At 69.2% G+C, this 12,101-nt stretch carries 10 protein-coding genes; 2 read left to right on the forward strand and 8 right to left on the reverse strand.

Annotated elements, in window-relative coordinates:
- Positions 1–170: 170 nt before the first annotated feature.
- Positions 171–1,295: a hypothetical protein gene (locus ACFOWB_RS26280; RefSeq protein ID WP_261402094.1), complete on the reverse strand. Its 1,125-nt coding sequence runs from the start codon at positions 1,293–1,295 to the stop codon at positions 171–173.
- 145 nt (positions 1,296–1,440) lie between these two features.
- On the reverse strand, positions 1,441–2,592 hold the full coding sequence (locus ACFOWB_RS26285; protein ID WP_261402093.1) for an aldo/keto reductase: 1,152 nt from the start codon (positions 2,590–2,592) through the stop codon (positions 1,441–1,443).
- A gap of 136 nt (positions 2,593–2,728) precedes the next feature.
- Between ACFOWB_RS26285 and ACFOWB_RS26290 the strand changes: the two genes are divergently transcribed.
- Entirely contained in the window at positions 2,729–3,634 is a 906-nt protein-coding gene (locus ACFOWB_RS26290) for a LysR family transcriptional regulator (protein ID WP_261402092.1), read from the forward strand.
- Between the two features lie 27 nt (positions 3,635–3,661).
- Here the strand turns inward: ACFOWB_RS26290 and ACFOWB_RS26295 are convergent, their stop codons facing one another.
- The 6 genes from ACFOWB_RS26295 to ACFOWB_RS26320 all read right to left on the reverse strand — a co-directional run bounded on the left by ACFOWB_RS26295 (position 3,662) and on the right by ACFOWB_RS26320 (position 10,820).
- Positions 3,662–4,597: an AraC family transcriptional regulator gene (locus tag ACFOWB_RS26295; RefSeq protein ID WP_261402091.1), complete on the reverse strand. Its 936-nt coding sequence runs from the start codon at positions 4,595–4,597 to the stop codon at positions 3,662–3,664.
- A 25-nt stretch (positions 4,598–4,622) separates the two neighbouring features.
- Positions 4,623–6,995, reverse strand: a complete 2,373-nt coding sequence (locus ACFOWB_RS26300; RefSeq protein ID WP_378150322.1) for a xanthine dehydrogenase family protein molybdopterin-binding subunit — start codon at positions 6,993–6,995, stop codon at positions 4,623–4,625.
- A complete protein-coding gene (locus ACFOWB_RS26305) occupies positions 6,992–7,984 on the reverse strand; it encodes an FAD binding domain-containing protein (RefSeq protein ID WP_378150324.1) in 993 nt (330 codons plus the stop codon). Before ACFOWB_RS26305 ends, ACFOWB_RS26300 begins: the two co-directional genes overlap by 4 nt.
- Positions 7,981–8,469: a (2Fe-2S)-binding protein gene (locus ACFOWB_RS26310; RefSeq protein WP_261402090.1), complete on the reverse strand. Its 489-nt coding sequence runs from the start codon at positions 8,467–8,469 to the stop codon at positions 7,981–7,983. The genes ACFOWB_RS26305 and ACFOWB_RS26310 overlap by 4 nt, the downstream gene beginning before the upstream one ends.
- A 381-nt stretch (positions 8,470–8,850) precedes the next feature.
- Positions 8,851–9,624 (reverse strand): SDR family oxidoreductase, encoded by a 774-nt coding sequence (locus tag ACFOWB_RS26315; RefSeq protein WP_261402089.1) that lies wholly within the window; start codon positions 9,622–9,624, stop codon positions 8,851–8,853.
- Positions 9,625–9,674: 50 nt separating this feature from the next.
- On the reverse strand, positions 9,675–10,820 hold the full coding sequence (locus tag ACFOWB_RS26320) for an alkene reductase (RefSeq protein WP_378150327.1): 1,146 nt from the start codon (positions 10,818–10,820) through the stop codon (positions 9,675–9,677).
- A gap of 96 nt (positions 10,821–10,916) precedes the next feature.
- On the opposite strand from ACFOWB_RS26320, the gene ACFOWB_RS26325 reads away from it, so the two are divergent.
- On the forward strand, positions 10,917–11,849 hold the full coding sequence (locus ACFOWB_RS26325) for a LysR family transcriptional regulator (protein WP_261402087.1): 933 nt from the start codon (positions 10,917–10,919) through the stop codon (positions 11,847–11,849).
- Positions 11,850–12,101: the final 252 nt, after the last annotated feature.

Raw genomic sequence — 12,101 nt, forward strand, 5'->3', positions numbered from 1 at the left:
ATATCAGCGACTTCCGCACCAGCACGCCTCAGTTGCGAACAGCAGCCGGTCCATACATATGGGTCATCCGCGCTCAGAGGCGCACAGCCGCGGAGCGCCAATAACGGAAGTTCCCACACTCTCGGAAAGCCGACGCTCCGCGCTATCGATTTGCACCGAGCGTCGCGCCTTTATCTCGACGCCGGCAGGTCGATCATTGACAGGTTGTTCTTCCCGTCGACCTTCGTGTTGACCGACAGCCCCGGCGTCGCCCAGGCCATGTCCATGTTGACCACGATGAGCTGATTTCCGCGGATGATAACCTCGGCCGGCTGGTCGAGGCGTCCGTCCTCGCCCGTGACGTCACCGTTCTTCTGCAGCGTCGTGACCTTGCCTGACATGTCGACGGCGTGGATGGCGTTGCCGAGGAAGTCGGCGCTGTAGATCACGCGGCGCTTTTCGTCGAACACAAGGCCGTCCGAGGACGTCATCTCCGGGCTTTCGGCGAAGGCTTTCACGTCCGTCGCCTTGTTCGCGCCGTCGAGCGCCAGCTTGTAGATGCGGCCCTCCTCGATCACCGAGACGTAGAGCGCCCCCTGATCGTCGCCCGTTACGCCGTCCGCGCCGAAGCCCATGTGGTTGTCGGACGAGAAAGCGTGGACGAGCCGCGGATCGGGGTTCTTGGCGTCATAGGGCGCGATGCTGATCGGGCCCTTGTTCATCTCGGCAAGGGTGAGCGCATAGACTCCGCTCGTCAGCGGCCCGCCTTCGCGGCCCTTGCCCCTCGCGGCCATCTTGCTGTCCGTCACGAACAGCGTGTCGCCGCGCCAGTAGAGACCGTTGGAGGCTCCGAAGCCTTCGGCCACGACGGTCGATCCGACCGCCTTGCCGTCGCGGACGTCGATGCGGAGGATGCGCGAGATGTTCTCGCCGTAAAACACCTGCATGTCGGTGACATAGAGGTTGCCGTCCGGCCCGAAAGCGTTGTCCATCGGGCCGACGCGGCCGGTCTTCGGGTGCAGATCGGCGGGCTTGAACTCGTACCAGCGGGTCAGGCGATCATTCTTGCCGATCGCCGCCATGAAGGGCGGCGAGGCCTTGGCGATCGCCTTGGTCTCGAGCAGGTGGTCGTTGTTGAAGTTCGGGACCGACAGGATCAGCGTCCCGTCCGGGGCCATGCCGAGACCGTCCGGGGTGTTGATCTCGGACCCAAGGTCGAGGAAGGGTTTCGCGACGCGCATGTCCTCGGCGAGCGACGGGACCGTCAGGGCGACCGCGGTCGCGGCGGCGAGCGTTAGGGTACGAAGCGGGGTCATGAAAAGTCTCCTTGCCCGGCGCGAAGGCACAGTCGGGCTTGGTCCTCGGCGCCTGTGCGCGCGGAGCTGTTTCGGTTGAGGCCGCAAGACGCGGCCGATGTCGCAATGAGAGGCCCGGAAGGGTCGTCCCGGGCCGGTCAGGCCGTCAGGCCGGAAGCGTGGCGTCGCGCTCGATGAGGCCCGCGGATTTGAGCTCCTGCCAGAACTCGGTCGGGATCTTGGCCTGCATCGAGTTGTAGTCGGCGAGGATCTGCTGGTCGGAACTCGCGCCCACCACCAGCGAGACCGCCACGTCGGGCACTGCCGAGAACTGCAACGCGGCCGACCTCAGGTCCACGCCATGCCGGTCGGCGACGGAGCGGAGCTTCTCGCGCTTCTCGATATGGGCCGGCGCGATGCGGTGGTTCTGCGGCCCGTAATTGTAGCGCGGGCTGCCCGACACGAAGCCGGCGTTGAGCGCCGAGCCGATCACCAACGAAACCTTCTTCTCGCGCACAGCCGGGAACAGCTCCCTGACCGCGTTCGAATGGTCGATCAGCGAATATTGCGAGGCGCAGAGGCACACGTCCGGATCGGCGACCTCCATAACCTTGAGGATCGGCTCCGGACGGTTCACGCCGACGCCCCAGGCCTTGATGATCCCCTCTTCGCGCATGCGCGACAGCGCCGGGAACGCGCCCTTGCGGGCGGTCTCGAACTGCTCCTCCCAGCCGTTTGGAAAGTAGGGAAAGTCCGGCGAGACGTCGTGCACGAAGGCGACGTCGAGGCTGTCGACGCCCATGCGCTGCAGCGTGTCCTCGATCGAGCGGCGGACGCCGTCGGCGGTGTAGTCGTAGGAGACGTCGTTGGGCGAACCCGACAGCGGGAAGATGTCGGCGTGGCGGTTGGTCTTCGACGCCCGGAACAGCTTTCCGACCTTGGACGAGAGCACGTAGTCCTCGCGCCGCTGGTTGTGCAGGAACTGCCCGAAGCGACGTTCAGCGAGCCCGAAACCGTACCATGGCGCCACGTCGAAGTAGCGGACCCCGGCGTCCCACGCGGCCTGAAGCGTCGCTTCCGCCTCTCGGTCGGTGATCTTGTTGAACTCGTTGCCGAGCGGCACGCCGCCGAGCCCGAAGGCGAACTGCGGCTTGAAGATCTCTTTGGCTCGGTTGGTCGGGGCCATGGCGGGGCCTCCCTTAATGTCGGTTGCAGCTTGGGCGAACGACGGCGCGGCGAACGCGCCCGCCATCGCGGCGGCGGTCATCTTCAGAAAATCCCTGCGGTCGCTCGGGCCGGGCTGGCTTTGGCCGGGCATGGGCTTCTCCTCGGTTCCAGTTGAGCCGCGGCGTCGGCTCGCGGCATGGGCGAAACGTGGCGCGGGCCATCGTTGATTGGAACCCAGGTATCAATGAGTTATGCTCAACGACGCGATGAGCGTCGGAGGCGCGTCGATGGTTTCGCTGTCCCGATCCGATCTCGCTGACCTCAACGTCTTCCTGACGATCCTGCGGCACGGCGGCTTCCGGCCGGCTGCGATCGAGCTCGGCGTCACGGCGTCGGCGCTCAGCCATGTGATGCGCAAGCTCGAGGATCGGCTGGAGGTCCGGCTGCTCAACCGCACCAGCCGCTCGGTCGCGCCGACGCAGGCGGGCGCCGAGCTCGCGGCCCGGCTCTCCGAAAGCTTCGGGCAGATCAGCGAGGCGCTCGCAGGCCTCGAGGCCTATCGCGGGGCCGCCATCGGAACCCTAAGGCTCAACATGCCGCGCGACGCGGCGCGGCTCGTCGTGGGCCCCGTGCTGGCGGAATTCGCGGAGAAGCACCCGCAGATCCACCTCGACATCATTGTCGACGACCGCCCGGTCGACATCGTCGCCGCCGGCTTCGACGCAGGCGTGCGCTACGGCACGAGCGTGCCGATGGACATGGTCGCGGTCGCGCTGACGAAGGAGCTGCGCTGGGTCGTGGCTGGCTCGCCCGTCTATTTCGACAACCACGGCCGGCCGGAGCGGCCGGAAGATCTCCGCCGCCATTCCTGCATTCGGATGCGGGTCGGCGACGACACGATATTCCCGTGGGAGCTCGGCGACGGCGACGCCTTGGTCAGGATCGACGTTGGCGGGCCCGTCACTGCCAACGAAACCGAAGCGAGCGTAGCGGCCGCGCTCGACGGCGTCGGGCTCTGCTACTGCCTCGAACGGCGGATTGAGGACGAGGCCCGTGAGGGACGGCTCGAGGTCGTGCTGGCGAACTGGACGTCCACGGGTCCGCCCTTCGCCATGTATTATCCAAGCCGCCGGCAGTCGCCGCCGGGGCTACGGCAGCTTGTGGGGCTGATCCGCGCTCGCCAGGGGCTATAGCGCGCCAAACTGGGTCACTCGAAGCGTTTACGCTGGTGGCACGGCCATGTGAGGTGAAAGAATTGCACGGACGTCCTGTTTTGGCGGCGTCCCGAACATCCGGCGGTACTCGCGGCTGAACTGAGTCGCGCTTTCGTAGCCGACCTTGTGGGCCGCGACGCCAGCGTCGGCATGTTCGGCCAGCATCAGCCGGCGCGCCTCGTGAAGACGTAAAAGCTTCTGGTATTGCAGCGGGCTCATAGCGGTCAGCGCCCGAAAATGGTGGTGAAGCGTCGACTCGCCCATGCCGACCGCATCGGCCAGGTCATCGATGCGAAGCGGCGCCGTGTAGTTCTCCCTGATCCAGCGGATGGCCGCGGCGACGCGGTTGGTCTGGGTGCCGAGGCGGACCGCTTGCCGGAGGCGGCCGCCGACCGGGCTCGTCAGCACGCGGTAGAGGATCTCCCGCTGCACCGAACCGGCAAGGATGGGAACGTCCCCCGGCGCGTCGAGCAACTCCGCCAAGCGCAAGGTTGCCGCCACCAGGGCCGGCGTCACCGGTCCGACCGCGAGGCCGGCGCCAGCGACCGAGGCCCCGGAGACGTGCAGGTCAACCTCGGTGATCAGGCCCCGCGCCATCTCCAGGTCAATGTCGAGCTTCAGCGAGAGGTAGGGATTCTCGGCGCTGGCGCCGATGACCTGCACGACGGTCGGCAGGCCGACGGCGGTGAGCAGGAAGCGCCCTTCGTCATAGACGTAGGTTTCCTGGCCGAGCACAACTCGCTTCGCCCCGCGCGCGATGAACGCGAAGGACGGCTCGTACAGGTAGGAGCCTGGCTCCATCGCCGCGGTCTTCCCGTGGATGGACAGTCCCGGGACGACGGTGTCGCGCGACATCTCCCCACCGAGGTGCCGCCGCACGATGGCGGCGATCCTGGTCCGGGCCGCCTCCGTTCCGTCCTCCCCGGTCGTCTCCGGCACCATCGCGAGCCCTCCCGCCCCACGGTCCTCAGGCTATCAGCTTCTCAAGCGTGATGGGCAGGTCCCGGACACGCCGGCCCGTGGCGTGGAACACCGCGTTGCCGATGGCCGCGGCGACGCCCACGATCCCGAGTTCGCCCACCGCCTTGCCGCCCAGCGCGGTGGCCGTCAGGTCCGGCACCCCGACCGACAGGGTCGTGATCTCGGGCACGTCGGCGTTTACCGCGACCAGGTAGTCCGCGAGGCTCGCGTTGACGATGCGGCCGGTGCGCGGGTCGGTCGACCCTTCCTCCAGCAGCGCCTGCCCCAAGCCCATGATCATGCCGCCCATCCACTGGCTGCGGGCGAGGCGCGGGTTGTAGACCCGGCCGCTGTCGAACGCGCCGACCATGCGCCGCACCCGCACCGTGCCGAAATCCTCGTCGACCCGGACCTCGACGAACTGCGCGCTCCAGGCATGAGCGGAGACGCCGCCGTCCGTCGGCGCGATCATGCGCTGGAAGGTCTGGTTGGTCAGCCGCCGGTCGTCCTCGGTCGCTCCCGGCTTGAACGTGTCGGCGCGCGCGACCAGCGGACCGTCGCCGAGCGCCCTGATCAGGTCGCCGACGAAGATGCCCTTCGAGGCGTTCCTCGCGGGCCGCACGTGCCCGTCGGACAGCACCAAATCGTTCGCGCGGGCCCCCGAGAGCGGCGAGCGGGGATCGTTGGCGGCGAGGTCCAGCAGCCGCTCTCGCGCAGCGCGTGCCGCCTTGTCGACGGCAGCGACGAGGAGGTTCGCGAGCTGCGACCCGCCGGCGAGCGGGGCGAGCGGAAGGTCCGTGTCACCGAGCACGACCCTCACTCGTCCGGCGGGCATCGTCAGGACCTCGGCCGCGGCCTGCGCCAGGATCGTGTAGGTGCCGGTACCCATGTCGATGCCGGCGCTGCGCACCTCCACCGAGCCGTCATCCTTTACGACGACCTCCGCGTCGCCGGCGCTGCGCCGGACCGGGTAGGTCCCCGAGGCCATGCCCCATCCGATGAGCTCACGCCCCTCGCGCATCGAGCGGGGCTCATGGGAGCGCTGCGACCACCCGAAGACCTCCGCGCCGGCGGCGTAGGCTTCCCTCAGCCTGCGGGTCGTCCAGGGAAGCTTCGCCTGCTGGTCGAACTCGGCGTAGTTCCGGAGTCGGAGTTCGAGCGGATCCATGCCAAGCGCGTGGGCGAGCTCGTCCATCGCCGTCTCGATGGCGAACGCGCTCGGGTTCTCCCCGGGCGCCCTGAACCAGCCCGGGTTCACGGTGTTCACCGGCGCTAGGCTGTGCCGGGAGGCGAGGTTCGGCACGGCGTACATGATTGGGGTCACGGCGTTGCAGGGCTCGACGTGCACGTCGTCGATGGCCGTCTCGTTCCAGCCATCGTGAACGACGGAGACCAGCCGGCCGTTGCGGTCAGCCCCGAGCGAGAGGCGCTGGTGCGTGCGCGGGCGTCCGCCGTAGCCGGTGAAGGTCTGCGGCCGCGTCAGGGCGAGCTTGACCGGACGACCGATCTCGCGGGCCGCGGCGCAGGCGAGTGCCACGTGCGGGTGCGGCGAGACCTTGCAGCCGAAGGCGCCGCCTACGAAGGGCGAGACGACCCTGACCTTCTCGACGCCGACGCGCATCCAGTCGGCGATGATGCTGCGGGCACCGGCCACCCACTGGCTCGGCTCCCAGACCGTCAGGCTATCGCCCTCCCAGGCCGCGATGCAGGCGTGGGGCTCGATGGGCAGGTTGTACTCGCGGGGGGTGGTATAGACGCCCTCGACCCTGACGGGGGCGGCGTCGAGCGCGGCCTGTGCGTCGCCCCAGGCGACCGACAGCTTGTCCAGGGGCGTCCTTCCGGCTCCGGCCGCCTCCGGATCGACGACCGCCTTGCTCTCCTGGTACTCGACACGGACGAGCGCGGCCGCCTCGGTCGCCTGCTCGAAGGTCTCCGCGACCACGAGGGCGACATGCTGCCCATTCCAGCGGACGAGGTCGTCCTGGAGGGGGAGGAAGTTCTCGGTCGCAGCGCCTCCCTTGGAGAAGACCTCGGCCTTCGCGATCCTGGGCGCGGCGCCGACGGTGTACACCGCGAGCACCCCTGGCACGGCGCGCGCCGCCCCTGTTTCCGTCCCGACCACCCGACCCGCCGGCACCGTCGACTGGACGATCACGGCGTGGGCCAGCCGCTCCATGCGATGCTCGACCGCGTAGGTCGCGCGACCGCTCACCTTCAAGAAACCGTCGGCCCGCGGCGGCGCCGCGCCGAGGCCGGCGAGGGCGGCCCTCGCCGGTCGCTTGCCCAAGCCGCGGGCGGGAAGCGCCGCGGCGGCCGCGCCGGCGGTCACGGTGCCGAGGAGCGCGCGGCGGCTGATGCCGTGCCGGAGGAGGTCGTTCATGCCCGGGTCTCCGCTTCGATCAGCGCGCGGGCGACGACCCGCGGCGCCAAGACGGCCTTGTAGGCGTTATGTCGGAGGGGTTGCGCACCTTCGACGGCGAGGGCCGCCGCCCGGCGGACCGTTGCCTCGTCGAAGGTCCGGCCCCGCAGGGCCGCCTCGACGTTGCGGGCGCGCCAGGGCCGCGTGGCGACCCCGCCAAGGGCGACCCTGGCGTCGCGAATCGTGCGGCCGTCCGGTTCGAGATCGAGCCCGACCGCCGCGCTCGCCGCGGCGAATTCATAGGAGGCGCGATCCCGGACCTTCAGGTAGCGCGACCGCCGCAGGGCCGGGGTGACCGGGATCTCGACCGAGACCACCACCTCAGCCGGCGCGAGGTCGTTCTCCAGGTCGGGGCGGTCGCCGGGGAGGCGGATGAAGTCCTCGACCCGGACGGACCTGGGCCGCGGACCCTCGATGCGGAGGGACGCGTCGAAGGCGACCAGCGCCACCGCGAGGTCGCCGGGGTAGGTCGCGATGCAGGCATCGCTCGTGCCGAGGATCGCGTGGTTGCGGTGGATGCCCTCTATGGCAGCGCAACCCGACCCGGGCGACCGCTTGTTGCATCGGGCGTTGCCGCCGACGTCGCGGAAGTAGGTGCAGCGCGTCCGCTGGAGGACGTTGCCCGCGACGGTCGCCATGTTGCGGATCTGGGGCGAGGCGGCCTGCCATAGGCTCTCGGACAGCGCCGGCGCCGCTTCCCGTATACCGGGGTGGTCGGCGACGCGACTCATGCGCGCGAGGCCGCCGATGCGGACCGCGTCGTTCGCGACCTCTATCCCGTCGAGGCCGTCGAGCCGGCCGATGTCGACGAGCGTGGACGGTCGCTCCACCCCGCATTTCATCAGGTCGAGGAGCGTGGTGCCCCCGGCGAGCAGCCGCGCATCAGGCTCGCCGCCGCGCCGTCGGGCCTCGGACAGGTCGCAGGCGCGGAGATAGTCGAACGCCCTCATCGCGCCGCCTCCGTCCCGGGACGTCCGGCGCAGGCCCGGACCGCGGCGACGATGTTCGGGTAGGCCCCGCAGCGGCAGATGTTGCCACTCATGAACTCGCGGATCTCGTCGTCCGTGCCGGCATGGCCCTCGCGGATGCAGGCGACGCCGGACAGAATCTGGCCCGGCGTGCAGTAGCCGCACTGGAAGGCGTCGTGTTCGATGAAGGCCGCCTGCATCGGATGAATGCCGCCGTCGTCGCCGGCGAGCCCCTCGATGGAGGTGACCTCGCTGCCCTCGGCCTGCACGGCGAGCGTGAGGCAGGCGAGCACGCGCCGGCCGTCGACGAGCAGGGTGCAGGCCCCGCACTGTCCCTGGTCGCAGCCCTTCTTCGTTCCCGTCAGGCCTGCGTGCTCGCGCAGCGCGTCGAGCAGCGTCACCCGCGGGTCGATCTCGAACGTCATGTCCCTGCCGTTGACCTGCAGCGTCGTCGCGCGTGTCGGCATCGGCTGACCTCCGTCGTTTCACGCCGCGAACGGGATTGTCCGGGCTTGCCTTGAGATGGAACGGCGCCTTCCGGGCCCCTAGCCCGATCCGCCGGATGTCTTGCCTGATCCTGTCGGGCGTACGGAATGGCGACCCGCCCGCCGGAGCCGCTTGCCCGTCCGACCGTGGCCACGATTAGCCCGTTCCATTCCGCGCCCGCAGGATCGGGCACGGGCGCCGCGGCCGCCGAGCTTCGACCAAGGGCGGGCACGAACCATCCAGGGGGACAGGGTGCGCGCCAGTCGCCCCCGGGGAGTGCAAGCGGGTGACCACCGACGAGCCTTGTCCGGGCCCGCGAACGCCGGGCGTCCGAGGGCCCGCATCGGAGGGGGCGTGACCCGCTACTGGGCGGAGTAGCCTCCGTCGACCATCAGCATGTGGCCGACGACGAAAGAGGCGGCGTCCGAGCAGAGCCACAGCACGGCCGCCGCGACCTCCTCCGCGCGGCCCATCCGGCCGACCGGATGCGCGGCGCGGATCGGGTCCATCACTGATTCCGTGCCAGCGAGCTCGACGAAGCGGCGGATCATCGGGGTGTCGATGGTGCCCGGACCGACCGCGTTGATGCGGATGCCCTGCCGGGCGTAGTCAAGGGCCGCCCCGCGGGTCAGGCCAAGAATGGCGTGCTTGGAGCCGGTGTAGGTCGTCAGGCCGGCGATGCCGACGACGGACGACATCGAGCCCATGTTGACGATGGTGCCGCCGCCCTGGCGGAGCATCTGCTCGATCTCCGCCCGCATGGACAGCCAGACGCCGCGAACGCTCACGTCGAACACTCGGTCGTAGGTCTCCGATGGCTGCTCGGCGAGCGGCTGCGAGTTCTGGGTCAGGCCGGCGTTGTTGAAGGCGTAGTCGAGGCGTTCGTAGGCCCCGACGACGCGCGCGACCATGGCCGCGACGTCCGCCTCCTTGCTCACGTCCGTCGGGACGAAGGTCGCCTCGCCGCCGCGGTCCCGGATCAGCCGGACCGTCTCCTCGCCGGCCTCCGCGCGAATGTCGCCGACGACCACGCGGGCGCCCTGCTCGGCGAAAGCGAGCGCGGTCGCCCGGCCGATGCCCGATCCCGCCCCGGTGACCAGGGCGACCTTGTCCTTGAATTCGTCATAGCGCGGCATCGCTCGCTCCCGGGATGCTTGAGGTGTCCGAAAAAGGGTTTCGCGTCGTCTCAGGCGGCCTTGGCGGCGGCCTCCGGACGGTACGGTGGGTAATCGACGTAGCCCTTGGCGCCGCCGGTGTAGAAGGTCGCCCGGTCCGCCTTCGTCAGCGGCCAGTCGTTGCGCAGCCGCGCCACGAGATCCGGATTGGCGATGAAGGGCTGCCCGAACCCGGCAAGGTCGATCAGGCCGTCGGCGAGGAATTTGGTGGCGCGCGCCTTGGTCAGGCCGCCGTCGAGCATTAGCGCCACCCCCGGGGCGTCCCGCCGCCACCGTCCGAGCAACCCGTGGATCGCCTCGCTCGTGGGCTTCTGGCCCTCGGGCGTGTTGAAGAAGCCCGTCTGGTCCATGACGTGGATGTAGGCAATGCGGCGGCGACCGAGCTCGCGCCCGAGCTCGGCGAAGGTGTCCTCGGTTTCGTCGAAGGGCGGGACCGAATTGATCGTACCGTAGGGCGTGAGGCGAATGCCGACGCGGCCGGGCCCGACCGCGTCGGCCACCGCGTCGACGACCTCCAGCGTGAAGCGCAGGCGCCCTTCGAGGGTCGCGGCCGAATACCGGTCGGTGCGGTCGTTGATGAGCGGGTTCAGGAACTGGTCGAACAGGTAGCCGTTTGCGGCGTGCAGCTCGACGCCGTCGAAACCAGCCTCCATGGCGTTGCGCGCGGCCCTGGCGAAATCAGTGACCACGCGCCCAACCTCGTCCGTCCCGAGCGCGCGCGGCTTCGACACCGCGACGAAGTCAGGCTCGCCCCGCTCGTTGCGCCCGAAGGCCATCGAGCCCTCGGCGGTGCGGCCGGTGGCGCTGACGGGCGCGCGGCCGCCTTCCTGGATGGAGGTGTGCGAGATCCGCCCGACGTGCCAGACCTGCAGGAACATACGGCCGCCCGCGGCGTGGACCGAGTCCGTGACGAGGCGCCAGCCCTCGACCTGGGCGCGGGTGAAGATGCCGGGGTTATGGAGGTAGCCCTGGCCCTCGTTCGAGATCGGCGAGCCCTCGGCGACAATGAGGCCGGCCGTTGCCCGTTGCGTGTAGTAGAGCGCCACCTGCTCGGTGGCGGCGTCCTCCGGCCCGCGCGAGCGGGTGAGCGGCGGCATGACGATGCGGTTCGGAAGCCGGAGCCCCGCGAGGTCGAAGGGGGTGAACAGGTCGGTCATGGGTCCTGACTCGATGACGGTGACCCATTGACTAACTCCGTTCGCGGCGGCGATAAATATTCTTTAATTCACAACACTGCGGAACGGAATTCGCTCATGGCCGTAACCGTGGAGAGCCTCAGCGCGATGCAGGCCTTCGTGCACGCGGCGGAGAAGCGGAGCTTCAAACTCGCTGGCCAACAGGTTGGCCTAACCGCCTCCGCCATCGGCAAGGCGATCCAGCGTCTCGAAGAGCAACTCGCGGTCCGGCTGTTCCACCGGTCGACCCGGTCGGTCACCTTGACCGAGGAGGGCGTGCTGTTCCTCGACCGTTGCCGCCGCATCCTGGCCGAGCTCGAAGCGGCGCAGGCGGAACTCACGCATGCCCGTGCCACCCCAAGGGGCAGGCTAAAGGTCAGCCTGCCCATGGCCTCGGGGCTGCTGTTGCCGGTGGTGGCGGACTTCGCCGAGACACATCCCGGGATCGAGCTCGACATCGACATCGGGGACCGCTTCGTCGACGTGATCGAGGAAGGATTCGACGTGGTCGTGCGCTCGGGGGAGCCAAAGGACAGCCGGTTGCTGCACCGCAGGCTCGGACGCTTCGAATGGCGCCTGGTCGCGTCGCGGGCCTACCTCGACGCCCGCGGCACACCGGCGACCCTGCAGGATCTCGCCGGCCACCGCTGCCTTCGCCAGCGTTACGTGGAGACGGGGAAGCTGGTGCCCTGGCCGGCCGAGGCCGGCCCGGAAGGCCTGTCCCTCCCGACGACGGTCGCGGCCAACGCGCAGGACCCTCTCGTGTTTCTGGCCGAGAAGGGCCATGGAATCGCGTTCCTTCCCGAGCCGGTCGTGCGCCGGCAGTTGGCCGCCGGCACGCTCGTTGGGATCCTGCCGGACGCCACCGAGACCGGCACGCTGGGCCTCCTTTGGCCGGCCAGCCGCTACCCGTTGCCGAAGGTCCGGGTGTTCGTCGACTTCCTCGCGGGTCGGTTCGCCGAGGCTTTCACCGAATCGAGGGGCCGGCCATCGGAATCGCCAAGACGGTGACTGGGATGCCTCAAGCTTGACTAGGCCTACGCGCGAGGTCTTTGCAAAGTCGCTGCCGCTTCGCCCCTAACCAGAAGGGAAATGGTACGATCGCTTGCACAGCCGTGCCGATCGCTTGGACTTTACTTCGGTATGGGCACCGACGAAAAGCAACAGCATTCGGCGCTGCCAAGAACTCCGGCTATCATCTGGCCGGCCCCCATCGAGTGGTCCGGTTGGAATGTTAGTTCATGAGCGGCGCTGACGCGACGG

Source organism: Chenggangzhangella methanolivorans (assembly GCF_042648545.1).
Lineage (GTDB): Bacteria > Pseudomonadota > Alphaproteobacteria > Rhizobiales > Methylopilaceae > Methylopila > Methylopila methanolivorans.

Excerpts from the sequence above, each read along its gene's own strand:
- ACFOWB_RS26310 (WP_261402090.1), bottom strand. The coding sequence starts at position 8,469 with ATGCCGACACGCGCGACGACGCTGCAGGTCAACGGCAGGGACATGACG.
- ACFOWB_RS26300 (WP_378150322.1), bottom strand. The coding sequence starts at position 6,995 with ATGAACGACCTCCTCCGGCACGGCATCAGCCGCCGCGCGCTCCTCGGC.
- ACFOWB_RS26280 (WP_261402094.1), bottom strand. The coding sequence starts at position 1,295 with ATGACCCCGCTTCGTACCCTAACGCTCGCCGCCGCGACCGCGGTCGCC.
- ACFOWB_RS26315 (WP_261402089.1), bottom strand. The coding sequence starts at position 9,624 with ATGCCGCGCTATGACGAATTCAAGGACAAGGTCGCCCTGGTCACCGGG.
- ACFOWB_RS26290 (WP_261402092.1), top strand. The coding sequence starts at position 2,729 with ATGGTTTCGCTGTCCCGATCCGATCTCGCTGACCTCAACGTCTTCCTG.
- ACFOWB_RS26320 (WP_378150327.1), bottom strand. The coding sequence starts at position 10,820 with ATGACCGACCTGTTCACCCCCTTCGACCTCGCGGGGCTCCGGCTTCCG.
- ACFOWB_RS26305 (WP_378150324.1), bottom strand. The coding sequence starts at position 7,984 with ATGAGGGCGTTCGACTATCTCCGCGCCTGCGACCTGTCCGAGGCCCGA.
- ACFOWB_RS26295 (WP_261402091.1), bottom strand. The coding sequence starts at position 4,597 with ATGGTGCCGGAGACGACCGGGGAGGACGGAACGGAGGCGGCCCGGACC.
- ACFOWB_RS26285 (WP_261402093.1), bottom strand. The coding sequence starts at position 2,592 with ATGCCCGGCCAAAGCCAGCCCGGCCCGAGCGACCGCAGGGATTTTCTG.
- ACFOWB_RS26325 (WP_261402087.1), top strand. The coding sequence starts at position 10,917 with ATGGCCGTAACCGTGGAGAGCCTCAGCGCGATGCAGGCCTTCGTGCAC.